The sequence below is a fragment of the Nereida ignava genome (assembly GCF_001049735.1).
GTDB lineage: Bacteria > Pseudomonadota > Alphaproteobacteria > Rhodobacterales > Rhodobacteraceae > Nereida > Nereida ignava.
Genome location: NZ_CVPC01000013.1, coordinates 139956 through 164399, shown reverse-complemented (window position 1 = coordinate 164399; position 24444 = coordinate 139956). Strand labels below are relative to the sequence as shown.

The following is a 24444-nucleotide window of genomic DNA, read 5'->3' as shown; positions in this document are numbered from 1 at the left end:
ACCCGGTCGATCCAGTGTCCTGATAAATCCGCCAGCACAGTGCGATTGTCGGTTGCCGCCAACACCTCGGTCTCGAACCGTCCCATCTGGCTCGCAGACGCGGCCTTGGCCTCAACGGCACGCCCTCCAACGACCTGCCGCATCACCGGATCAAGCGATAAACGGTCCGCGTCATTAACATCATCATATCCGGCCAGCCGCCCAAAGACCGACTGGCGCAACAAGCCGACCAGTGAGTGCAGGCGATTGTGGCCAGTTCGCGTGTCTCTCAGAAATCCGCCCGCAATGTCGTGCAGGCCGAGCACTTCATCCAATTCCCTGAACAACAGTAATCCACCGTCCGAGCTGATCTTGGAACCATGAAACTCCAGCCGGACCCGGCGGTCAAAACTGAGCCGCCCATCACCCGTTTCGCGTGCACCCTCTGGGTGATCCATAATCCACCACCTTCAGCCAAATTAACATACTGAAATATAACACATTAGTGGCCGTTGGAGGCGCGAAAACGTCAAGTTACTTGGGAAATGCGGGTTAATACTATCGATCATATCATCAACGCCCACGTATTCGTCCGGCTTGTGCGCCAGATCCAAAATGCCGGGGCCGTATGCGACACAGTTTTTCAGTTTGCCGATCCGGTCGATGTGCTTCTGGTCGTATGTGCCGGGCGAGGCGACAAACTCGGCGGGTTTGCCCATCACATGCACAATTTCAGCAGCCACGGTCGCGGCTACGGGCGCATCACGGTCTGTCATCGAGGGTAGGACATGGTTCAGCTCGCGCATAGCGTAGTCAAAATCGGGCCGGTCGCGGCGCAGCTCTTCCAGCAGCCCTTTCACTTCACCGCGCACCTGATCCAGAGGCTCCTCAACCAAAAAACGGCGGTCAATGACGATGCGGCAACTGTCGGGCACGCAGTGGCTGGGCAGCGCGGTGCTATCTTTCAGTGTTTCAGCTTGGCCACCGTGAATGGAGTTGATGTTCATCGTTGATGACCGGGCACCTTCGGGCACCACGGGCATATCGGTGCGGCGCGCAGCCATGGCGGGGAACAGGTCGCTTTCAAATTTGTCGAGCACAGCGCCCATGTGGCGCACGGCGCAATCGCCCAAGAACGGCATCGCGCCATGGGCAATCTCGCCAAACGTTTCGATCTCGGCCCACCAGCCGCCGCGGTGCCCTAGGCATACGCGGTCTTTGTTCAGCGGTTCTGGGATGATGACGTGCTGCACCCGCTCGGGGGTGAAGTACCCTTTTTCGGCTAGATACGCGACGCCGCCATAGCCGCCAGATTCCTCATCTGCAGTGCCAGAGATTTCAATCGCCCCGTGAAAATCTGGAAATACTTCGATGAAAGCTTCTGCTGCGATGATTGAAGCGGCTAGTCCGCCTTTCATGTCGCAGGCGCCCCGCCCATAGATTTTGCCGTCGATATGCGCACCGCCAAAGGGGTCTTGGGTCCATCCTTTGCCGACCTCAACCACGTCCGTGTGCGAGTTGAAATGAACGCAGTCGCCTGTGTGTTTTCCATTTCTTCGGGAAATTATGTTCCAGCGCGGATAGGCCCCACAGTCGCCGGGGGTGCCGTGGGCGCGGATCAGCTCAACGTCAAACCCCGAGGCGCGTAGACGGGTTGCTAAAAAATCACAAATATCGCGGTAGTTTTCACCGGGTGGGTTTAGCGTTGGGATACGGATAAGATCGCCCGTCAGCTGGATCAGATCGTCACGCTTGCCCTCGATAACTTGGGTAAGTTGGGATAGTGATTTGCTTTGCTGATCCATTCTTTGAGTATGACAGCAAAAAACACGGTATCAATACCGTATAAATACGGGTAGCTAAAAAACATGCAGAGCGCTGACATTCAAATTGCTTTTGATGCGGCTCCCATCGGGCTGGTCCTGTCCGAGGGGCGTGTCATTCGTGCGTGCAATGAAGCCTTTGCGACACTTGTAGGGTATTCCAAAAATAGCTTGGTGGGCCAGTCTTTTCGTATGTTTTACGGCTCAGACGCCGAGTTTGAGGCGATCCGTGATATTGGTCTTACCGCGCTGCAAACAAGCGGTACGTACAGCGATGAACGTCTCGTGCTACACAAGGATGGTCACACGGTTTGGAGCCGTTTTCGTGCCCGCAGCCTGACGCCGGATGATCCGCTTGCACGGCTGGTGCTGAGTTATGCTGCCATAAGTGAGCGTTCTGATTTGGTGCAACTCACCCCGCGTGAGCGGCAGGTTTTGGGTTTCATGGGGCAGGGAATGACGAGCAAGGAAATTGCAAAGACCCTAGAGCTATCGCCGCGCACAATCGAGGATATCCGCGCGCGAATGATCAAACGCCACGGGGTTAAACGTGCCTCTGAATTGGTCGCCCGCATGATGATGCGCGGTAAATAGGGCCGTAATTTTCGACCTTCTCAAAACACATTTTTGCTAACGTGAAATGAGCCGCTGCAGGGAAGGTTTTGCTTGCGCTTGGGCTGAAATATAACGCCCTATAGCGTCAAATTACGTACCCCTAAATGCTGAAGGACCCGACAAAAATGGCGCGCGACTATTTGAAAAAAGCCGATAAAACCGCGGAAACTGGGGCGTCTGACGTACGCGATACGGTTCAGGAAATTCTGGCGAATATTGAGGCCGGTGGTGATGCGGCTGCTTTGGAATATGCGGCTAAATTTGATAATTATGATGGCCCTGTTTTGCTTAGCGAAGAAGATATTGCGGCGGCCTGCGCCAAGGTTTCTCAAAAGCTGAAAGATGACATTGCTTTTGCATATGAGAACGTGCGCCGCTTTGCTGAAACGCAAAAAAGCACAATGAAAGACGTCGAACTTGAGGTGCGCCCTGGCTTGATCGCGGGTCAAAAGGCCATTCCGGTCAATACTGCTGGCTGCTACGTGCCGGGCGGGCGTTACAGCCACATCGCAAGTGCGATCATGACCGTGACGACCGCAAGTGTGGCTGGATGCAAAAACATTACTGTTTGCTCCCCGCCCCGCCCAAATGAAGGCATTGCACCTGCTATTATTTACGCGGCCCAGCTGTGTGGTGCGACGCGCATTTTGTCGATGGGTGGCGTGCAGGGTGTAGCGGCCATGACGTTTGGCCTTTTTGGTTTGCCAAAGGCTGACATTTTGGTTGGTCCTGGCAATCAGTTCGTGGCTGAAGCCAAGCGCATTTTGTTTGGTCGCGTGGGCATCGATATGATTGCAGGCCCGACGGATAGTTTGATCTTGGCCGATGAAACTGCTGATCCGTTTATCGTGGCGACAGACTTGGTGTCACAGGCCGAACACGGGTATAACTCGCCGGTTTGGTTGGTCACAGACAGTCGCAAGTTGGCGCATAAAGTGATGGATTTGGTGCCGGGTCTTATTGAGGACTTGCCAGAACTTAACCGCGATAACGCCTTTGCGGCGTGGCGTGATTATGCCGAAGTGATCGTGTGTGATGATCGCGAAGAAATGGCGGCAACATCCGATGATTACGCGCCCGAACACCTGACAGTACAGGCTGCTGACATTGATTGGTGGCTTGACCGGCTGACGTGCTACGGGTCGCTCTTTTTGGGCGAGGAGACGACTGTTTCGTTCGGCGATAAAGCATCAGGAACCAATCACGTTTTGCCCACTTCTGGAGCCGCGAAATATACAGGTGGGCTGTCCGTTCATAAGTACATGAAGATCGTCACATGGCAGCGCTCAACCCGTGAGGGTGCCAAGGATGTTGCGATTGCGACGGCACGAATTTCACGGCTTGAGGGAATGGAAGGGCATGCGCGGTCTGCGGACGTACGCCTTCAGAAGTATTTCCCCGAGCAAAACTTTGACCTATCCGCGCAGGATTGAGCGCGCTAGCGTAGCACCAACGCTGGGCATTTAATTGTCCACGACATCTGGTGATCTGGGGGCAGGGGCGATGAAAGCATTGGTCTATGAAGGTGTTGAAACTGTCGCTTTGCGGCAGGTCCCCACCCCTGTTGCCACCGCCGGTGATGCCTTGATTAAAGTTGCGGCATGTGGGCTGTGTGGCTCGGATATGCATGCGTATCTGGGTCATGATGCGCGCCGGCCCGCACCGTTGATTCTTGGGCATGAAGTAGCGGGAACCGTTGTTGGCGGTGACATGGATGGGCGGCGTGTGACGGTAAACCCGCTGGTCACATGTGGTGCGTGTGAGGCGTGCCGCAGCGGGCAGACTAATCTATGCGCTGAACGTCAGATCATTTCGATGCCGCCTCGCCAAGGTGGATTTGCCGAGTGGTTGACCATGCCCGCGCAAAATCTGGTTACAGTGCCGGATCATGTAAGTTTTCCCGTGGCCTCGTTGGTAGAGCCGCTTGCGTGCGGTTGGCACGGTGTACGCCTCGCTGTCGAGGCGTTGGGCCGTAATCCTGAGACGGGTTGCAAGGATCTTTGCGCGGCCGTGTTGGGCGGTGGAGCGATTGGCGTTGGTGCTGCGCTGGCATTGCACGCGTGGGGTGTTCGCGACATTACCGTGGTTGAACCTAATGAAATGCGCCGCAGCGTTCTGAAGGATCATTTATCCGACATGACGGTTGCGTCTTCTGCAGATGATGTGGGCGATGTGGATATTGTGCTTGATGCCGTTGGTTTCGCGGCAACGCGCGCCACGGCTTGCGCGATTGCGCGGCCCGGTGGCGTGATCATTCACATCGGGTTGGGCGAAGACACTGGCGGTCTTGATGTGCGGCGTCTGACGCTTCAAGAAATCCGTTTTATCGGAACTTACACCTATACCGCTGCGGATTTTGAGGCCACGGCCGAGGCACTTTTTGCGGGCCGTTTGGGTGATTGTTCATGGATTGAGACACGGGGCTTGGCCGGTGGCGCCACGGCGTTTGCTGATTTGCGTGCAGGCAAAGTCGCTGCCCCTAAAATTGTGCTTATCCCATGATGGACCGAACTGTTCACAGTTATGAAGACGCCCGCAGGATGGCGCGCAAACGTCTGCCTTGGATGGTTTTTGATTATATTGATGGCGCTGCGGGAAATGGTGAGGGCGAGGCGTCTAACCGCCGTGCTATGGCAGATATTCATCTACAGTCACGTGTGCTGCGCGATGTCCGTCACCGTGATTTAAGCACCACTGTCTTTGATCAACGGGCCGAAGTTCCCTTCGGCATCGCGCCGATGGGCATGTGTAATTTATCCGCGCCTAAGGCTGATGTTTTTCTTGCCTGTCAAGCTGCCAAAAGTTGCGTTCCGATTGGTGTTTCCACTGTTGCTTCAACGGATATGGAGACAATGCTGGCACTGTCAGAAGGGCACGCATGGTTTCAGCTCTATTACAGCGGCGATGGCTCTGGTACTATGGCGCTGGTCGAGCGGGCGAAGGCTGCGGGATATCAAACTTTGGTGCTGACCCTTGATGTGCCCGAGGTTGGCCGCCGTCCGCGCGAGTTGCGCCGCGGTTTCAAAATGCCCTTCAAAATTGGCGCGTCGCAGTTCATTGATTTCGCGCTGCACCCGCGTTGGTCGATCTCAACGCTGATCCATGGCCGTCCCGAAATGGCTAATTTTCAAAGGGATGGGTTTACATTTGATCGCACCGAAAGCCGTGCGGGGGCTGATTGGGAAACACTTAAAAAAGTGCGCGACGCGTGGCCGGGTAGGCTGGTGGCCAAAGGTGTCATCAGCGTTGAGGATGCCGTTGCTTTAAAGGCGGCGGGTGTTGATGCGGTCCAAGTTTCGTCACACGGAGGGCGTCAGCTGGACGGCGGTGTGCCGCCCATTTTGGCCCTTAAGGCCATTCGCGACGCTGTGGGGCCGGCGTACCCGCTCTTTTATGACAGCGGCGTGCGATCGGGCGAAGATGTGGCCAAAGCGTTGCAGCAGGGCGCTGATTTCATCTTCTTTGGCCGTGCAATGCAATTTGCAATTGCCGCAAACGGAGAAGCAGGATTGCAGCAGTTTTGGGCTGGCGTCAGCAGCGATTTATCCAGCGCAATGGCGCAGATGGGTCACTGTGACATTGCATCCCTCAAGGCCAGATAGCTTACTTTTGGCGTACGCTCCAGCGTGTCAAAATCCACATGAACAAGTCCGAAGCGCTCTGCATATCCAAAGGCCCATTCGTAGTTATCCATCAAAGACCAAAACGTGTAACCGCCGAGAGGAACACCCGCGTCCATTGCTGATTTTGCGGCCAAGACATGCCCGTTCAAGTAAGAAACACGGTCTTGGTCGTTAAGCGTGTGTTCGCCCGCCATGCCATTTTCGGTCACATAAAGCGGTAGGTCTTTGGTATAGGTATCTGCGATCCATTTGAGCAGTTTGGTCAGGTGGTCGGGGTGGATTTCCCAGTTCATGTGGGTTGTGTCTGCGCCTGTGCGGACGGTTTCACAAGATGGCCACGGCCCGTCTGTTTCGCGAAATGCTTTGGCGGTGTAATAGTTGACGCCGACCCACTCGAGAGGCTGTTGAATGAGAGCCATATCGTCTTGCCAGCCTGCCGGCAGATGCGGCCCAAGACCTTCCAAAACTTCTTCGGGATATGTCCCCTCAAAAATGCCCTGAAGGAAGAAGCGGTTGTAAATTGCCTCATACCGCGCGGCAGCACGGGCACTTTCAACGCTGTCGTCTGCGGGCATTGTACCTTCAAAGTTGCATACAATTCCTACGTCTTTGACGCCGTTTTGTCGTAGCACCTGCACGGATTTGCCATGTGCCTTCAACACGTGGTGCATGGCGCGCGCGGTTGCCTTTATATCTTGCAAGCCTGGCGCGTGGTGCCCTTCAAAATGGGACAGCCAACTGACGCACCACGGCTCATTGATGGTGGCTGTCGAAAACAACCTGTCGCCCAAGCGCTTTGCGATGACGTCGGTGAACTCCGCGAACCAGTCGGCGACGTCAGCATTCTGCCAGCCGCCCAATGCGTCAAGGGCAGCAGGCATTTCCCAATGATAGAGGGTCGCCATGGGTTTGATGCCGCGCGCTAGCATGCCGTCGACCAAGCGCTCATAAAAGTCCAAGCCTTCTTGGTTTACCGCACCGCGCCCCTCGGGCATGACGCGCGCCCAACTGGTGGAAAAGCGATAGCTGTCAAAGCCCGCATCTTTGATCAGATCAAGGTCTTCTTGCCAGCGGTTGTAGTGGTCACATGCAATGGCTCCGTCGGTGCCATCGAGGATTTTGCCGGGCTTTGCGGCAAATGTGTCCCAGTGGGTTGGGCCAGCGCCGCCGAAGCTGTGACCTTCAATTTGATAGGACGAGGTTGCAGTTCCGAAGATAAAATCTTGCGGAAAGTCAGAGCGTTTGAATTTCATCATCTTTTAAGCCTCGCGGCGGGGCATGCCCGCCAAATTGGGTCCCGTTGATCCGCCGACAACCAGTTCGGCTTCCCATAATTCTGTTACGACTGGCGCATCATCTGCGGCTTCAATCCGGTCGATTAAGAGTGTGCCACAGCGCCGTCCCGCATCGCGCACCGACGAACGGGTTGCGGTGAACAAGGGCGCGCCGCTGCCGTTTGGAAAGTATGAAAGGGCGTCATCAAAACAAATAACGGAAAGGTCCCGTCCGATCTTGAGGCCCAGCTCATGTGCGGCCCGCTGTATCCCCACCGAAAGTGACCCATATGTCTTTGAAGGACGGGTTAACATCGTGGAAGCCTTGGGCGAAGTGACACAGCTTTACTTTGAGCCAGTTTCCAAGGACGCCGCGCCGGTCATCGCCAAATTGGCAGGCATTCATCAAGGGCTGCGCGGCCAGTCTTTGCGTTTGGCGGCGCCTGCTGCAAAGACACATTTATTCGCGCAGGGCCGTTCGCTTTTATATCCGGTGTAGTGCACGGGTATTTTGCGTAGGGTATACGGCGTGTGTCGGCGATAACTCGCCACAGATTACTGGCCAAACGCTTATGACCTGTTAGGGATAGAGGGGTGTGCAGCGTTGTTGCTGCGCGCCCTTTTTGCATTTTATTGGATGTCGCAAATTGATGGCTGTTTGGGTGTGATTATGAAGCGTTCTTTGTTGGTTGCCGCTGCTGTATCTGTTTTTTGTGCGCCTGCGATTTGGGCTTTTGATCTTTCGGTCAGCGTCGAAGGTGGCGATGATGATCTGATCAAATCAGTGCGCGCGGCGACGCTGTTGCGCGATCTGCGCAATCGTGATGAAAACAGTGCCCAAGATATTTTAGGGGCAGCGCGGGCTGATTACGCACGTGTCGTGTCCGCCCTTTATGAAAACGGGTTTTACGGGGCAGAGGTGTCGATCAAACTTGATGGCGCTGAGGCCGCAAGCATTCCTGCCGCCGTTGCGCCGCCCCAGATTTCTAAAGTGCAAATTACGGTAAACCCTGGGCCAAGTTTCGTGTTGGGACAGGCTGATATATCCCCAATTGCGCCCAAAACTGATGCGTTGATTGGTTTCGAGACCGGCGCACTTGCGTCTCTTTCAAGCATCCGAACTGCCACAGAGCAAACCATCGAAGGTTGGCGCGCAAGGGGACATGCAAAAGCTGATGTGGCGCGCCAGTCAATCACTGCGCGGCACAATGAGGGCGTTCTTGATGTGGCTATTGTTATCGACAAAGGCCCTTACCTCACGTTCGGGGACCTGTCACTTTCGAGTGCATCCGCTGTGCGTGCGGAACGGATCAGGGCGATTGCGGGTCTGCCAACTGGTGCGGGTTTTGACCCGATTGAGGTGGAGTTGGTGACGACACGTCTGCGCCGCGCAGGTGCTTTTGACACCATCGCACTTGTTGAGGCGGATGACGCAAATGACGACGACAGCCTTGATTTTGCTCTGCAAGTAAACGACCGCGCCCCGCGCCGGTTTGGTTTTGGTGCCGAACTGTCCAGCCAAGCCGGCGCTGAACTAAGCACTTTTTGGCTGCACCGTAATCTTTTTGGCGGTGCAGAACGTCTGCGCCTTGGTGCGCGCGTGTCGGGCATTGGCGATACAGGCAGCGGCGAGGATTATGCACTAAGCGCGGAGTATAACCGCCCCGCCACTTTCAACGAAGACACGGATTTCTTTGCAAATGGCGCACTCGAAGCGCTTGATACGGTGACGGTAAAAGTTGACCGTTTTGCCCTTGAGGCCGGCATTCGCCGCTACGCGACGCCGAAACGAACTTATACTTTTGGTTTGGGACTTGAGCGCGCCAGTACAATCGATGCGCGCGGCTCCGAGACCTACACACTTCTTACCGTGCCCTTGTCTGTGACTTTCGATTACCGCGATGAAAAACTTGATCCCCGTGACGGATATTTTGCAGATGTTGGACTGACGCCTTATCTTGGTTTGGACGATACCACCGATGGGGCGCGGTTCTCATTTGATGGGCGGGCCTATAAAACAGTTGGGTCCGAGCGGCCTGTGACTTTTGCGTTGCGTGCCCAAATTGGCGCGTTAATCGGACCTTCCATCGGCGAGGCACCGGCTGATTTTCTCTACACTTCGGGTGGGGGCGGAACTGTGCGCGGCCAAGATTTTCAATCATTGGGCGTACCCGTCGGCGGTGGCTCAACGGCGGAAACGGGGGGCAAATCTTTCTTAGGGCTGTCGGCTGAAGCACGTTTTCGGGCCACGGATACATTAGGCGTTGTTGGGTTGATCGACACGGGCACCATCAGCGAAGAAAGCACAGCCGGATCAAAGGGTGAAAGCCACAGTGGCGCGGGTATTGGTCTGCGCTATGACACGGGTATCGGGCCTATTCGTGTTGATTTTGCGGTCCCACTTGATCGGCCGCGCCCTACATCTGACTTCCAAATCTACATCGGTATTGGACAGTCGTTTTGATGGGCTGGGGTTTGAGGAAGTGGGGCCTAAGTGGCTGGCTATTCGCATCTTTTCTGGCAATTGTGGTCGCATTCAGCGTGCCCTTACATGCCCAAACGTCCGATGAGGATCGCGGATATCTGGCTGGATTGTTGGAAAGCAGTTTGGGTGGCGAGGGCCGTGAGGTCACGATCCGCGGCTTCAAAGGGGCGCTATCAAGCGAGGCCACAATTGATGAAATCGAGATCGCGGATTTTGATGGCACTTGGCTGCGGATTTCAAACGCAACGCTAATATGGAGCCGCGCTGCGCTTTTGTCAGGCCGCATCGGTGTGGACACATTAGCCGCCGAAAAGATCGAATTATTCCGCTTGCCCAATGCCGAAGAAAGCGGATTACCAGCTGCAGAGGCCACGCCGTTCCGCTTGCCCGAACTACCCGTTTCTATTGAAATTGGCAGCCTTACAGCCCCTGACATCACTCTGGGTGAGACTGTTTTGGGTGCACCTGCGCGTCTTTCTTTATTGGCAAGTGCTTCCCTAATCGATGGTGCAATCGATGTGACATTCAACGCCAATCGGACAGATGGGCAGCGCGGTTCGTTCGAGGGGGCCGTTACATATGCCAACGAAAATGCTGTTTTAGGTATAGATTTGCAGTTGGCTGAGGGGGAAGGCGGCTTGGCGGCTAAGGCATTGAACCTGCCCGAAAGCCCATCGGTCGATCTTGCAATTCAAGGTGCAGGGCCACTGGATGCTTTTGGCGCGAGTTTGGCTTTGGCCACAAACGACACTGAGCGTCTTCGGGGCAGTATTACCTTAAATGCGGTTGGACAGATGCAAATCACTGAAGGTCTTGAGGTGGCGGACAGCGCATCTGATTTGGCCTTTGTGGCGGATGTTGCAGGTGATGTCGCGCCCCTGTTTCTGCCGGAATATCAGACGTTTTTTGGTGATGACGTTTCTCTTAAAGTCCGCGGAACGCGGCGTGCAAGTGGCGCGGTTGAACTTCATACTCTGAACGCGAAAACCTCGACCCTTGATCTAAATGGATCATTGCGCCTGAATACGGCTTTGTGGCCAGAATTTATTGACTTAAATGGTGTCATTGAAACATCATCTGGTGCGCCGATCTTGCTGCCAATCGGAGGTGTTCCCACAACTGTTGGCAGGGTGTCTTTGGATGTTGATTACGACAGTGCCAAAGCGGACACATGGCGAGCGCGTATTGGGGTTGGACGTTTTGCGCGCGATACAGTTTCTGCGCGGCGGTTGGGTATCGAAGGCGGTGGTACACTTGTCCCCGCAGGGGCATCGATCGGCAGCATCGCTGGTGTCTTTGCTCTCGAAGCGCTGGATTTAGACGCTGGTGATGCTGGCCTTAACGAAGCCTTGGGCGAGACAGTCCGCGCATCCTTTTTCACCGAATATACCCAAGGGCTACCGTTCGAGTTAAGCAATTTGACCGTGGACGGTGATGAGTACGGATTGCGCGGAACCGCACGTGTTAGCGGCCTTGATGATGCGTTTGAAACCGCTTTTGACGTAAGTGCACGCGCAGATAATTTGTCGCGGTTCAGCGCCGTCGCTAGCATGCCCCTTTCGGGTGCTGCAGCATTTTCAATGACCGGGAATGCAGACGCAGGTGGGCGGTTTTCTGTTGTAGCACAAGGCACTGGCCAGTCTTTGCGGCTCGGTGAGCCGATGGCAGATGTTTTGTTGCGCGGGACCAGCGAGATCAGTGCAAACTTGCGCCGTGATGAGGCAGGAACCCAACTCGAGAAGTTTTCTCTGAGCAACCCGCAACTTTCGGCCGAGGCCACAGCATCGCTTTCAAGCACAGTTTCCTCGGCTAATTTTGATGGCACGCTTGCGGACCTTGGCCTGATCATTCCGAACGTTTCTGGCCCGCTTAACGTGACTGGCTCGGCAGATAGTGCCGGTGGTGATTGGGAGGTCACCACCGCGCTTTTGGGACCTGCTGGAGCCCGCGCAAATACCCAAGGATCGGTCAGTCGAGACGGTATTGCTGATCTGGTAATCGACGGGACAATTCCGCTGCAATTGGCCAATCCATTTATTGAACCGCGCACTGTTCAGGGGCGCGCCGACGTGGATGCACGGCTGCAAGGACCATTGGGGCTTGCTGCTTTGAGCGGTGCTATCGATCTGAATGATCTGCGTATCTCGGCACCAAGCGTTGGTATCGCCCTGACACAAGGCGTGGGGCAAATTCGGGTCTCTCAAAGTACGGCACAAATTGAGCTGCGCGCGCAGGCCTCTACGGGTGGCGCGGCGCAGGTTGACGGCAATATCGCACTTTCAAAAGGGCTGGGGGCGCAGCTGGATATTCGCCTTGAGAATATTGGTTTTTTGGACCCAGATCTTTACCGCACACAGGTTTCTGGTGATCTTGATGTGTCAGGACTGTTGGCGGCGGGCCCGCGTATTTCGGGCCAATTGGTGTTGGGGGAAACCGACGTCACGATCCCGTCTACTGGTCTTACGTCTTTCGGGGTTGTCCCTGAGATTGTTCACCACGGCGCTTCTGCAGGTGCGGAAGCCACTCAGCGTCGCGCAGGACTTAGCCGCGCGGATGCGCCTTCCCAAAGTAACTCACCATTGCAACTGGACATCAGCATCGACGCACCGCAACAAATTTTTGTTCGGGGGCGCGGTCTGGACGCGGAGCTTGGGGGGCAATTGCGCATTCAGGGCTCGCCTGATGCGCTGGTCTCTGTGGGTCGGTTTGATTTGTTGCGTGGACGCCTTGATTTGTTAACAAAGCGGTTCGTGCTTGATGAGGGATCGGTGCAACTTATCGGCGATTTTGACCCATTCATTCGATTTGTCGCCTCAACAGAAACCGGAGCGGGCACAGCAAGCGTGATCTTATCGGGCCGTGCAAGCGATCCTGAAGTGACCTTTGAGGCGACCCCCGCAGCAGCCCCTGACGAGGTGCTTGCACAGATATTTTTCGAAAAAGGCGTGGATCAGCTGTCCGCATTCCAAGCGCTGCAGCTTGCCACGGCTGTGCGCCGTTTGCAGGGACGCGGCGGCGAAGGAGTGGTCGCCAAACTACGGCGTGGCCTTGAGTTAGATGACCTTGATGTGTCCACTGATGACGACGGCAGTGTCGCGGTCCGCGCGGGAAAATATGTCTCCCAGAACGTCTATACTGAGGTGGAAGTGGATGATGAATCCGCAGTTTCCCTCAACATTGATCTGACGCGTAATCTGGTTGGTCGGGGCAGTGTGAGTAGTGACGGCAAAAGCAGCATTGGTCTGTTCTTTGAAAAAGATTATTAAGCAGACCACCCTAAATGTGGGCCGCAGTTACACATTTTTGTCATTTCTTCGTGCCAAGAGTTGCATCTTTAACGGGTTAGGGGCACTGAAAAGCCAGTCTTTTGAAAAGGGTGCCCATGCTTGATGCGCGCATACGTCCGCTGATTGACCCTGCGCTGAACGCGGTGGGGCGTACGCTTGCTGCGCGCGGTGTTACGGCCAACACGGTGACCTTGGTGGGGCTTGGGATTGGCACTTTGGCTGCTGCTGCAATCGCTTTTGGGGCTTTCTGGACAGGTCTTATCTTGTTGCTAGCGTCGCGCATCGCGGATGGTTTGGACGGCGCGGTTGCGCGGGCGAGTGTCAAAACCGACTTCGGTGGGTATCTCGATATTGCTTGCGATTTTCTCTTTTACGGCCTCATTCCAATGGCCTTTGTTTGGCATGATCCGTTGGCGAATGGCGCTGCGGGTGCATGGTTGCTGACGAGTTTTTATTTTAATGGCGCTAGTTTTCTTGGCTATGCGATGTTGGCAGACCGGCACGGCAAGAGCACGTCTGCGCAGGGTCAAAAGTCACTTTATTACTCTAATGGCATTCTTGAGGGGACCGAGACGATTGTGTTTTTCGTTCTTCTTTGTTTGTTTCCAACTTATTTTACGATTGGCGCGTGGCTATTCGGCGGGCTGTGTTTTCTGACAGCAAGCTTGCGTCTTAGAGCTGCGTCACTGATATTCCTGTCACATACAAAGGACTAATTAATGAATATACTCCGTACCGCTGCGCTGGCATTTTGCGCGTTAAGCACCACAGCCATTGCTCAAACTGACCCTGAAAACTGGGATGCGGTGACGGCCGCAGCCAATGGCCAAACAGTTTATTGGAATGCATGGGGCGGATCAACGCAGACCAATGATTTTATTGCATGGGTCGGGGAGCGTGTATCCGAAGACTACGGCGTTACACTTGAGCACGTAAAACTGTCCGACACTGCGGATGCGGTTTCGCGCGTTCTTGCTGAGAAATCAGCGGGCCAGAATGAGGACGGCGCGATTGATATGATTTGGATCAACGGTGCCAATTTTGCAGCGATGAAAGATGCAGATTTGTTGTTCGGGCCCTTTGCAGAAAGCCTGCCGAATTGGGCACTTGTCGATGCGCAAGGCAAATCTGTTCAGTCTGACTTTACGGTTCCTACTGATGGCATGGAGAGCCCATGGGCAATGGCGCAGGTGGTTTTCATCCATGATACTGCAGACTTAGCTGCGCCTCTTGGTTCAATGGAGGCTATTTTGGAATGGTCATCTGCGAACCCGGGCCGCTTTACGTTTCCGCAACCGCCGGACTTCTTGGGCACGACATTTCTCAAACAAGCGCTGATTGATTTGCTGGACGACACAACTGTGCTGAGCGCGCCAGTTGGCGATAATTATGACGAGGTTACCGCACCGCTGTGGGACTTTATGGACGCGCTCACGCCGACCTTGTGGCGCCAAGGCAAAGCGTACCCGCAAACCGGACCGCGCCAATTACAATTGATCGCTGATAACGAAGTCGACCTAGCGATTTCGTTTTCGCCGGGTGAAGCCTCTGCGGCGATTGCAAACTTTCAACTACCAGACACTGCGCGTACGTTCGTGTTGGACAAAGGCACGTTGGGCAATGCGTCCTTTGTCGCCATTCCCTACAACTCAGGTAGCTCTGAGGGCGCAATGGTAGTCGCGAACTTCTTGATGTCCGCCGAAGCACAAACCCGCGCACAAAACCCTGATATATTGGGCTATGGCACGGTATTGAATATGGATGCGCTTAGCACGGATGAGCGCGCTGCATTTGACGCGCTTGATCTTGGCGTGGCCACTTTGTCGCCAGCAGAATTGGGCACAGCCCTGCCGGAACCACACCCAAGCTGGGCTACACGCTTGGCTGATGATTGGGCCGCGCGTTACGGTGTTGCGCAATAAGTATGGGGTGGATGACCTCCCTTAAAACGCCCCCTTGCGGGGCGTTTTTTACGCCAAGCTACGCTTGCAGCATGTTCTAAATATGCGTCGCGGGATCAGCATAAGATGGCTGCCGTTGCTGACGGTTCTTGCCATGCTTGGCCCCGTCGTGGCCGGATTACTTGGCACCATCGCGCCCGCGTTTGGGTATTTGCCAGCGGCCAATATGACAGAATGGACAGTGGCTCCATTTGTGGATTTGTTTCGCTGGGGCGGCTTTCCACATGCAGTGATGCTGAGTGTGACAACGGGATTTTTGGCAACGTCTCTGTCGCTTTTGATCACAGTTTTGATCATTGCGGGGTGGCACGGCACGCGGGCGTTTAACGTAATCCGGTGTTTGCTGTCCCCGTTACTTTCGGTCCCACACGCGGCCGCGGCGTTTGGTATTGCGTTTCTGATCACGCCATCGGGATGGGTGGCGCGTGCCTTTTCACCATGGCTGACAGGTTGGGAGCGTCCGCCAGATGTGCTCATCGTTCAGGACCACTGGGGCCTTGCGATGGTGGTTGGCCTCGTTGCCAAAGAGGTACCATTTTTGCTGCTGATGAGCTTGGCAGCCCTGGGACAAGTCAACGCAAAATCAAGTGCCACAATCGCCGCCGCGTTGGGGTATGGGCGTGTAACCGGCTGGCTTAAAACAGTTTTTCCACGGGTCTACGCGCAGATCAGGTTACCGGTTTATGTTGTTCTGGCTTATTCGATGTCGACTGTTGACGTGGCTATCGTGCTGGGTCCGAACACGCCGCCGACTTTGTCTGTTCAAATCGTCAAATGGATGTCTGACCCGGATTTGGCGATGCGACTTGAGGCGGCCGCAGCAGCATTGGTTCAGCTTCTCCTGGTTATTGGCAGCCTGATCTTGTGGCGCGGCGGCGAGATTGTGGTTGGCATATTGGGTGCCAAGTGGGTGATGCGCGGAACGCGAAGTTTCGGTGATAATGCTTTGCGGATCGTTGGCCTTGGGGCAGGCGTACTGGTTTGCACAGGCGTTCTTTTGGGGCTTGTCTCATTAGGGGTATGGAGTGTTGCAGGGCTTTGGTCATACCCAGACGTACTGCCTGACAGCCTAAGTGTGCGTTCATGGTCACGGCACTGGGGCAACATTTTTGATACCGGTATAACCACATTGCTGATCGCACTTTGTGCGACATTCATCGCGGTTTTGTTGACGCTGGGATGTTTAGAGGCTGAGTGCCGCTTTGACTTCACCATGTCAGAGCGAGGTGTGTTTTTGCTCTATCTACCTCTCATGGTGCCGCAGACCGCGTTCTTGCCGGGCCTTCAGACGCTGATGCTGTCTGCTGGTTTGAAAAGCGGATTTGTCCCTGTGGTTCTGGCGCATTTGGTCTTTGTGCTGCCTTATGTTTTTCTGTCCTTGTCGGATCCGTTTCGGGCTTGGGATGTGCGGTTCGGCACGATTGCCGCCGCCTTGGGTCGTTCTGCAAACGGCGTCCTTTGGCGGGTGCGCTTGCCCATGTTACTGGCGCCTGTCTTGACTGCTGTGGCCGTTGGGTTTGCGGCTTCCGTCGGTCAGTACCTGCCCACACTTTTGGTCGGGGGTGGCCGGCTGCCGACCTTAACAACCGAAGCCGTCGCCCTTGCCGCGGGGGGCGACCGCCGCGCGATTGGGGTCTATGGCTTGGCCCAAACTGTTGCCGCGATCCTGCCTTTCGCAGCGGCACTTTTGCTGCCTCAGATCATTTGGCGTAACCGTCGGGGGCTGTCTGATGCCTAATTTCTATGCCCGCAAAGGACACATTAAATGAGCCACGAACTGCACCTTGATAATATTCGTATTTCCAAAGATGGGCATGAATTAATCGCAATTGACCAGATGGTTGCCGCGGGTGAAGTGCTATCTGTTATGGGGCCATCAGGTGCGGGCAAGTCGACTTTGCTTAACTACATTATTGGTACTTTGCCGTCTGATTTTACGGCAACAGGGGCGGTGCTGCTGAATGGTGCAGATCTATGCGCCTTGCCCTCTAATCAGCGGCAAGTCGGCATTCTGTTTCAGGATGATCTGCTCTTTCCACACATGAGTGTTGGGCAAAACCTAGCCTTTGGGCTAAGCGCAGATGTTCGGAGGGCCGATAGGCCCGCGCGCATTGATCAGGCTCTTACAGAGATTGGCTTAGAGGGGTTTGCCGACCGTGATCCAGAAACCTTGTCCGGTGGGCAAAAAGCGCGTGTCGCGTTGATGCGGATGCTATTGTCGGAACCGCGTGTTTTATTGCTGGACGAAGCATTTTCACGGCTCGACACGGAACGCCGTGATCAGATCCGGACACTTGTGTTTGATACCGCGCGGGCGCGTCAGCTGCCCGTCATTATGGTTACCCACGATCAAGCAGATGCTGACGCAGCAGGTGGCCCTGTGTTCTATTTAACTGACTAATCTTACGCCTATTCTGCCAAATGGCAGGCCACCCGCGCACCTCTGACCACACGCATTTCGGGACGCTCAGCCGAACATTTCGCCGTAGCGATCGGACAACGCGGGTGAAACGCGCAGCCAGTGGGCGGGTTAATTGGGTCAGGGATTTCACCTTGTGGCGGATCAATCTCGCGGCCAAACCCATCCATCTTTGGGGCTGCTGCCAAAAGCATCTGGCTGTAGGGGTGCTTGGGGTTCTCAAACAGCTCATCCGGCGTGGCTTCTTCCACAAGACGACCCAAGTACAGCACACCAATTTTGTCGCTGATGTGCTGAACCACTGTCAAATCGTGACTGATGAACAAATAGGTCAGACCAAGATTTTCCTGCAGGTCTGACATCAGGTTCAGCACCTGCGCCTGTACTGACACGTCCAGCGCACTGGTCGGCTCATCACATACAATCAGCTTTGGTTCACTGGCCAAAGCGCGGGCGATACAAATGCGCTGCCGCTGGCCGCCGGAAAATTCATGGGGAAACTTATCTGCGTCCAGAGACGACAGGCCCACTTGCTCAAGAAGCTTTTCTGCAAGGCCAACAACATTTCCGCCACGGGCCGATACAGGTTCGTTGATAATCTCACGCACACGCCATCGCGGGTTGAGGGAGGCGTACGGGTCCTGAAAAATCATCTGGATGTCACTGCGCGCTTTATCAAGCTTGCCGCCGTCTGTCTCACGGCTCAGGTCGATGTCGTTGATCAACACGCTGCCATCCGTTGGCTTCAACAGGCCCACGGCCATTTTGCCGATGGTCGATTTGCCGGAACCGCTTTCGCCAACAAGTGAATAAACCGTCCGTTCCTCAACATCAAAACTAACGTCTGACACGGCGGTGAGCATCGCTTTGGGAAGCCGCTCAATGACGCGGTTGAGCCACGGTTTTGAGACGTCGAAAATGCGGGTGAGGTTTTTGACCTGGATCATCGCCATTACGCTGTTTCCTCAGCCGGTTGTTGTATTGGAAAATGGCAGGCAGACCGCCCACCATTCAGTTTTGGGCGCGGCTCTGCACGGCAAATGTCTTGGGCAAATTCACAGCGCGGATGAAAAGCACAGCCCTCGGGCATGGCGGTCAGGCGCGGCATTGAACCGGAAATTTGGCGCAGGCGCTTTAGGCCTTTGCTGGCCAGCGGCGTGGAGCCCATTAGCCCGTCTGTGTAGGGGTGTTCGGGGTGTGTGACCACATCGCGTACGTTGCCCAATTCGGCCAATCGTCCCGCATACATGACGGCCACGCGATCGGCGGTTTCGGCTATGACGCCCATGTCGTGCGTGATCAGCATGACAGCCGTGCCACGGTCACGACACAGCCGTTTAAGTAGGGCGATGATCTGCGCTTGTACCGAAACATCAAGCGCTGTCGTCGGCTCATCCGCAATAATCAGTGACGGTTCAGCGCAAAGCGCCAAAGCAATAACAACGCGTTGACGCATGCCACCGGAAAATTCATGGGGATAGCTATCAAGGCGTTGGGCCGCTGCGGGAATACCCACCTCATCCAAGGCCGCAGCCGCGCGTTTGCGCGCCTTGTCGCGTGAGATGTCCAGATGCTCGAGCATTGTTTCAGTTAGCTGATCGCCGATGCGCAACAGTGGGTTAAGTGAGGTCAGCGGGTCTTGAAAAACCATGCCAATATGCTTGCCGCGCAACCGACGCATATCTTCGCCTTCAAGCTGATCAATGCGCGTGCCGTTCAGCCAAATCTCGCCGCCCGTAATTTTTGCGGGACGGTTCAGCAGGCCAATCACAGCATTACCTGCCATTGATTTACCGGCGCCGGACTCGCCGACAATTCCTAAAATTTCACCGCGGTTGATATCATAGTTAATCTGATCAACAGGCCGCAAAATACCGCCCCGTGTCGGAATTTCGACAGTGAGATTGCGGATCGATAAGACAGCTTCAGACATGGGGTGGTCCTCGGGGTTAACCAGTTACGTCGCGGCTTAGCGCAGTTTTGGGTTTAGGGCGTCGCGCAACCAATCGCCCAGCAAGTTCACAGCCAGCGCAAGGGCCAGAAGGGTGCAAGCAGGAAACAGCAAAATCCACCATTCTCCCGAGAACAAAAAGCCCTGACCGATACGGATAAGCGTGCCAAGAGATGGTTGCGTCGGGGGTGCGCCTACGCCCAAAAATGACAGGGTTGCTTCGGCAATAATTGCCAAGGCAAGTGAGATGGTTGCGATTACCAGTACAGGGCTCAGCACGTTTGGCAAGATGTGGCGCAGCATGATTGCGCCGGAGCCGCGGCCAATTAAGCGGGCTGCTTGGACATATTCTTTGTTCTTCTCAACAAGGGTCGCACCACGCACAACACGCGCAAATTGGACCCAATCGGACAAGCCAATCGCTACAATCAGCACCCAGATTGCCATTTGATCACGGTACTCGACGGGGGTGATCCCCTTGGCGACGCCAAAGATCAGCATGGCAACCAAGATCGCCGGAAAGGTCAGTTGAACGTCAGCGATCCGCATGATGATGGTCTCGACCCACCCTCCAACGTATGCGGCAACAAGGCCCAGAGTAATGCCTAAAACCATTGCAAACCCAACCGCTGCTGCACCGACAAATAGCGAGATGCGAAGCCCATAAAGGATGGTTGAGAACACATCGCGGCCCTGATCATCGGTCCCCAGCCAAAAGGTTTCGCCAGTGAACGCGTTGGGCTCCATCGGGCTTGAAAACCCGTTCATCAGGTTCAGGGAGGCCGGATCAAATGGGTCGTATGGTGCGATCAACGGCGCGAAAATCGCTGCCAAAACCATCAACATCACAACTGTGAAAGAGATTATCGCAACGGGCGAGCGGCGGAATTGATAGGCAAAATCGCCGTCCCACCAATGGGCAAGGCGTCCGCGCGGCTTTGGAGCAGGCGTTGTATCAGCCATGATTAATGTCCTCCCGAACGGTCGGCGCGCAGGCGCGGATCAATTGCAAAATAAAGCAGGTCGACGATGAGGTTAATTGCCACAAACATCACTGAAATAAGCATCAAATAAGCGGCCATCACAGGGATATCGACGAACTGAATAGCGTTAATAAACAGCAACCCAACACCGGGCCACTGAAACACTGTCTCAGTGATGATTGCAAAGGCGATGATGCTGCCCAGTTGCAGGCCTGTGACCGTAATCACGGGGACCAATGTGTTCTTAAGGGCGTGACGGAAGTTGACTGATTTTTCGCGGATACCACGGGCGCGGGCAAAGCGGATGTAATCCGCACGAAGGACTTCCAGCATCTCGGACCTGACCAGCCGCATGATCAACGTCATCTGATAAAGCCCAAGTGTAATGGACGGTAATATCAACGCCTTAAGGCCTGATCCGGTCGCAAACCCAGTCGTCCACCAGCCCAGATCAACAACGTCACCGCGCCCAAAGCTGGGCAGCCACCCCAATTCAACTGAAAACAGATAGATCAGCAGAATGCCGATCAAAAATGTGGGCAAACTGACCCCGATCAATGAGACCGACATGATGGCGTTGGCGGCGAAACCGTCGCGCCTAATGGCGGTGAAAATGCCGAGGACAACACCAAAAAACATCGCAAATCCGGCAGACACCAAGGCAAGCTCAAGGGTGGCAGGTGCGCGTTCGGCGATGATTTCGGCTACAGGGCGGGCTTGGCGGTAACTCAGCCCGAAATCCCCCTGTACAGCACGGCCCAAAAACGCGCCATATTGGACAACAAACGGGTCATCGAGGCCCAACTCTCCGCGCAACCGCTCAATATCGCTTTGGGTGCGTTCCTGGCCCAACAAACTGTCAATCGGGTCGCCTACAAAGCGGAACATCGAAAAGGCGACAAGCCCCACAACGAGCAAGACAATGAAGGACTGAAATAGGCGGCGGAGAGAGTATGCTAACATTGGATCACAGTTGCTTTTGTAGCCCGCGGGGTCAAGAGCCGAGTGTGTGTTTTGGCGGTATTCACGTCGCGGCAACTACATTTTTATTAAGCGTCATTTGCGGGGAAATGCGTGTGTCATAAAAAATGCGCGCAGGCCCAAAGACCCACGCGCAAAATTTTGACGGTATCGATTTATGAAAGCGCGCTGGCACAGCGGCTGCAAACGCCGTCGTGCTTGTGGCTTCCAACGTCTGGCAGCACCTTCCAACAGCGGGCGCATTTTTCGCCGTCTGCTTTTGCAAAGCTCACGGCGACGCCTGCTACGTCATCAAGGGCGAACGCGCCCGCAGGGCCTGCGCCTTCGACGACCGTGATTTGGCTGGTGATGCACAGGTCTGCAAAGTTATCCGCATCGATCAGGGCAAATAGCTCTGGCGACAAATAGACCGTTGGCGCAGCTTCAAGCGAGGAGCCAATGACTTTTGCCGTCCGCTCACCTTCCAACGCACCTGTTACGACGCGGCGGATTGCGCGGATTTTGTCGAGCTTTGCAGCCAGCGCGTCATTGCGCCATTCGGCTGGAGTTTGCACGAAGTCAACAAGGTGGACACTCGTCTCAGCCCCGTTTCGCTCAAGCCAGACTTCTTCCATTGTGAAGGTCAAGATCGGCGCAAGCCACGTTGTGAGGCGGCCATACAAGATATCCAGCACGGTCAATGCAGAAAGCCGGCGGTTTGTGTCATCGTCGCAATAAAGCGCGTCTTTGCGGATGTCGAAGTAGAACGATGACAGATCAAGCGTCGCAAAATCGAAGATGGCACGGAACACACCTTGGAAATCGTATTTTGCGTAGCCGTTGCGCACAGTTTCATCCAACACGGCGATCTTGTGCAGCATGAGGCGTTCCAGCTCGGGCATGTTTTGGGGCGCTACGGTTTTTGCCGCATCAAAGTCCGCGAGGCTGCCCAGCATAAAGCGCATTGTATTGCGCAAGCGGCGGTAGCTATCGGCCACGTTTTTCAGGATTTCTGGCCCGATGCGCAGGTCGGCGGTGTAATCAGACTGGGCGACCCAAAGACGCAATATGTCCGCACCGTATTGTTTTGTAACCTCTTCCGGCGCGATTGTATTGCCGATGGATTTGGACATTTTCATGCCTTTTTCATCAAGCGTGAAGCCATGTGTCAGCACGCCACGATAGGGCGCGCGTCCTTTGGTGCCACATGCCTGAAGCATGGATGAGTGGAACCAGCCGCGGTGTTGGTCAGTGCCCTCAAGGTAGAGATCGGCCAAGCCATCTTCAGAACCGTCTTCACGGTCGCGCAGGGTAAAGGCGTGGGTTGAACCGCTGTCAAACCATACGTCAAGGATATCCATCACTTGGGTGTAGTCATCAGGGTTCACGATGCCACTCAGGAACCACTCTTTCGCACCGTCTTTGTACCACGCATCAGCGCCCTCAGCTTCGAAAGCTTCCAGGATGCGTGCGTTCACGTCAGCATTACGCAGCAGGTAGTCTGGATCGTCGTGTTTCGCGCCTGTTTTGACAAAGCAGGTCAGAGGTACGCCCCACGCGCGTTGACGTGACAACACCCAGTCGGGGCGCGCTTCGATCATGGAGTAAAGACGGTTGCGGCCCGTTTGTGGCGTCCATGTCACCAACTCATCGATGCTGGTCAGGGCGCGCTCACGGATGGTTTTGCCGTGTGTGTCCATCCCGTCATCACAGGCTTTGTCGATCGCGGCAAACCACTGAGGGCGGTTCAAACGGATGACAGGTGCTTTGGAACGCCATGAATGCGCGTCACTGATCGTGATCCGCGCGCGGGCTAGCAATCCGCCAACCTCGACCAGTTTTTCGATGACTTTCTGGTTCGCTTTGCCCGGTTTTCCGTTAGGGCGCAGGATGACCTCACCGCCGAAGAACGGCAGATCAGCGCGGTAAGAACTGTCGTCCAAGATGTTGAACGTCATTGGAAGACCGTGTTTCAGGCCGATTTGATAGTCGTCGTCACCGTGGCTGGGGGCGGTGTGAACAAAGCCTGTGCCCGCGTCGGCAGTGACGTGATCACCGGCCAGCATCGGTACGTCGAAATCCCATTCCCCATCGGCGCCGTCAGCACCGTGAAGCGGGTGGTTTAGGGTCAGCTCAGTAAGCTCGGCGGCGCTTACATCCCCGACACGGGTGTACATTTCAGCATCAAGGCGTGCTGCGGAAAATGCGCTTTCAGCAAGATCATCGGCAAAGAGATATGTTGCACCTGCCTTGGCCCAACATTCATCTGGCGTGGAATTCACTTTATACGCACCATAGCTTACTGTTTCGTTAAAACAGACCGCACGGTTTTGCGGGATGGTCCACGGGGTCGTCGTCCAGATCACCACATACGTGTCTGCCTGACCCTTAACTGCAAAAGGAACCCAGATCGCATCTGTCTGGCGGTCGTGGTACTCAACTTCCGCTTCCGCAAGGGCTGTCTTCTCCACAGGCGACCACATCACAGGCTTTGAACCCTGATAAAGTGTGCCGTTCATCAGGAACGTTTGGAATTCTTCCGCGATCACGCGCTCGGCATGGTAGTCCATTGTAAGGTATGGATTTTCCCAATTACCAGTGATGCCAAGGCGCTTGAATTCTTCGCGTTGGATGTCGACCCAGCCTTTGGCAAAGTCGCGACATTCACGGCGGAATTCGACCACGTCGACTGCGTCTTTATCGCGGCCTTTTTTGCGGTACTTCTCTTCGATTTTCCATTCGATCGGCAAGCCGTGGCAGTCCCAACCTGGGATATAGCGGGCATCATGACCCATCATCTGCTGGGAGCGAACGACCATGTCTTTTAGGATTTTGTTCAGCGCGTGGCCGATGTGCAAATGACCGTTTGCATAAGGAGGGCCGTCATGAAGCGTGAAGGGCTTGCGTCCAGATTTTTGGCGCAGCTGGCCATAGACGTCCAGTTCTTCCCATCGTGCAAGCCATTCAGGCTCACGCTTGGGCAGACCTGCGCGCATTGGGAAATCTGTGCGGGGCAGGTTGAGTGTGGTTTTATAGTCGGGTGTTTCGGCGCACATATCGAGCGTCCTTTTTCGTCATATTTTC

At 55.1% G+C, this 24444-nt stretch carries 20 protein-coding genes; 11 read left to right on the top strand and 9 right to left on the bottom strand.

Going from position 1 to position 24444, the window contains the following annotated elements:
- Together NIG5292_RS11390 and NIG5292_RS11385 are read right to left on the bottom strand one after the other, a co-directional pair.
- Positions 1 to 437, bottom strand: a 437-nt coding sequence (locus tag NIG5292_RS11390) for an IS1380 family transposase (RefSeq protein ID WP_048599655.1), incomplete at its 3' end; no start/stop codon positions are given.
- Positions 438 to 458: 21 nt separating this feature from the next.
- Positions 459 to 1784, bottom strand: coding sequence for an acetylornithine deacetylase/succinyl-diaminopimelate desuccinylase family protein (locus NIG5292_RS11385; protein ID WP_082136695.1), 1326 nt, complete (start codon positions 1782 to 1784; stop codon positions 459 to 461).
- Between the two features lie 63 nt (positions 1785 to 1847).
- Here NIG5292_RS11385 and NIG5292_RS11380 point away from each other — a divergent pair, with 63 nt between their 5' ends.
- The 4 genes from NIG5292_RS11380 (at position 1848) to NIG5292_RS11365 (ending at position 6019) form a co-directional block, all read left to right on the top strand.
- Positions 1848 to 2396: a PAS and helix-turn-helix domain-containing protein gene (locus NIG5292_RS11380; protein WP_048599654.1), complete on the top strand. Its 549-nt coding sequence runs from the start codon at positions 1848 to 1850 to the stop codon at positions 2394 to 2396.
- A gap of 146 nt (positions 2397 to 2542) precedes the next feature.
- The gene (gene hisD, locus NIG5292_RS11375) at positions 2543 to 3850 is read left to right on the top strand and encodes a histidinol dehydrogenase (RefSeq protein ID WP_048599653.1); all 1308 of its coding nucleotides are present in this window, start codon (positions 2543 to 2545) and stop codon (positions 3848 to 3850) included.
- Between the two features lie 70 nt (positions 3851 to 3920).
- A complete protein-coding gene (locus tag NIG5292_RS11370) occupies positions 3921 to 4919 on the top strand; it encodes a zinc-dependent alcohol dehydrogenase (protein WP_048599652.1) in 999 nt (332 codons plus the stop codon).
- Positions 4919 to 6019, top strand: a complete 1101-nt coding sequence (locus NIG5292_RS11365) for an alpha-hydroxy acid oxidase (protein WP_143081984.1) — start codon at positions 4919 to 4921, stop codon at positions 6017 to 6019. The genes NIG5292_RS11370 and NIG5292_RS11365 overlap by 1 nt, the downstream gene beginning before the upstream one ends.
- Here NIG5292_RS11365 and NIG5292_RS11360 read toward each other — a convergent pair.
- Together NIG5292_RS11360 and NIG5292_RS11355 are read right to left on the bottom strand one after the other, a co-directional pair.
- Positions 5986 to 7293, bottom strand: coding sequence for a GH1 family beta-glucosidase (locus NIG5292_RS11360; protein ID WP_048599677.1), 1308 nt, complete (start codon positions 7291 to 7293; stop codon positions 5986 to 5988). The genes NIG5292_RS11365 and NIG5292_RS11360 overlap by 34 nt on opposite strands.
- Positions 7294 to 7299: 6 nt before the next feature.
- Complete coding sequence (locus NIG5292_RS11355) at positions 7300 to 7629, bottom strand: substrate-binding domain-containing protein (protein WP_048599650.1); 330 nt, start codon at positions 7627 to 7629, stop codon at positions 7300 to 7302.
- Between the two features lies 1 nt (position 7630).
- On the opposite strand from NIG5292_RS11355, the gene NIG5292_RS11350 reads away from it, so the two are divergent.
- The 7 genes from NIG5292_RS11350 to NIG5292_RS11320 all read left to right on the top strand — a co-directional run bounded on the left by NIG5292_RS11350 (position 7631) and on the right by NIG5292_RS11320 (position 17448).
- The gene (locus NIG5292_RS11350; RefSeq protein ID WP_048599649.1) at positions 7631 to 7813 is read left to right on the top strand and encodes a hypothetical protein; all 183 of its coding nucleotides are present in this window, start codon (positions 7631 to 7633) and stop codon (positions 7811 to 7813) included.
- 171 nt (positions 7814 to 7984) lie between these two features.
- Complete coding sequence (locus tag NIG5292_RS11345; protein ID WP_074842114.1) at positions 7985 to 9778, top strand: autotransporter assembly complex protein TamA; 1794 nt, start codon at positions 7985 to 7987, stop codon at positions 9776 to 9778.
- Complete coding sequence (locus NIG5292_RS11340; protein ID WP_048599648.1) at positions 9778 to 13065, top strand: translocation/assembly module TamB domain-containing protein; 3288 nt, start codon at positions 9778 to 9780, stop codon at positions 13063 to 13065. The genes NIG5292_RS11345 and NIG5292_RS11340 overlap by 1 nt, the downstream gene beginning before the upstream one ends.
- A gap of 116 nt (positions 13066 to 13181) precedes the next feature.
- Positions 13182 to 13802, top strand: coding sequence for a CDP-alcohol phosphatidyltransferase family protein (locus NIG5292_RS11335; protein WP_048599647.1), 621 nt, complete (start codon positions 13182 to 13184; stop codon positions 13800 to 13802).
- A 3-nt stretch (positions 13803 to 13805) separates the two neighbouring features.
- On the top strand, positions 13806 to 15008 hold the full coding sequence (locus tag NIG5292_RS11330; RefSeq protein WP_048599646.1) for an ABC transporter substrate-binding protein: 1203 nt from the start codon (positions 13806 to 13808) through the stop codon (positions 15006 to 15008).
- Positions 15009 to 15141: 133 nt separating this feature from the next.
- Positions 15142 to 16785, top strand: coding sequence for an ABC transporter permease (locus NIG5292_RS11325; protein WP_233488220.1), 1644 nt, complete (start codon positions 15142 to 15144; stop codon positions 16783 to 16785).
- 27 nt (positions 16786 to 16812) lie between these two features.
- Positions 16813 to 17448, top strand: a complete 636-nt coding sequence (locus NIG5292_RS11320; protein ID WP_048599645.1) for an ATP-binding cassette domain-containing protein — start codon at positions 16813 to 16815, stop codon at positions 17446 to 17448.
- Positions 17449 to 17456: 8 nt separating this feature from the next.
- Here the strand turns inward: NIG5292_RS11320 and NIG5292_RS11315 are convergent, their stop codons facing one another.
- The 5 genes from NIG5292_RS11315 to ileS all read right to left on the bottom strand — a co-directional run bounded on the left by NIG5292_RS11315 (position 17457) and on the right by ileS (position 24416).
- Positions 17457 to 18419, bottom strand: coding sequence for an ABC transporter ATP-binding protein (locus NIG5292_RS11315; RefSeq protein ID WP_048599644.1), 963 nt, complete (start codon positions 18417 to 18419; stop codon positions 17457 to 17459).
- On the bottom strand, positions 18419 to 19399 hold the full coding sequence (locus tag NIG5292_RS11310) for an ABC transporter ATP-binding protein (protein WP_048599643.1): 981 nt from the start codon (positions 19397 to 19399) through the stop codon (positions 18419 to 18421). The genes NIG5292_RS11315 and NIG5292_RS11310 overlap by 1 nt, the downstream gene beginning before the upstream one ends.
- A 36-nt stretch (positions 19400 to 19435) precedes the next feature.
- Positions 19436 to 20380 (bottom strand): ABC transporter permease, encoded by a 945-nt coding sequence (locus NIG5292_RS11305; protein WP_048599642.1) that lies wholly within the window; start codon positions 20378 to 20380, stop codon positions 19436 to 19438.
- 2 nt (positions 20381 to 20382) lie between these two features.
- Entirely contained in the window at positions 20383 to 21363 is a 981-nt protein-coding gene (locus NIG5292_RS11300) for an ABC transporter permease (protein ID WP_048599641.1), read from the bottom strand.
- Between the two features lie 173 nt (positions 21364 to 21536).
- Entirely contained in the window at positions 21537 to 24416 is a 2880-nt protein-coding gene (gene ileS, locus NIG5292_RS11295) for an isoleucine--tRNA ligase (RefSeq protein WP_048599640.1), read from the bottom strand.
- Between the last annotated feature and the right edge of the window lie 28 nt (positions 24417 to 24444).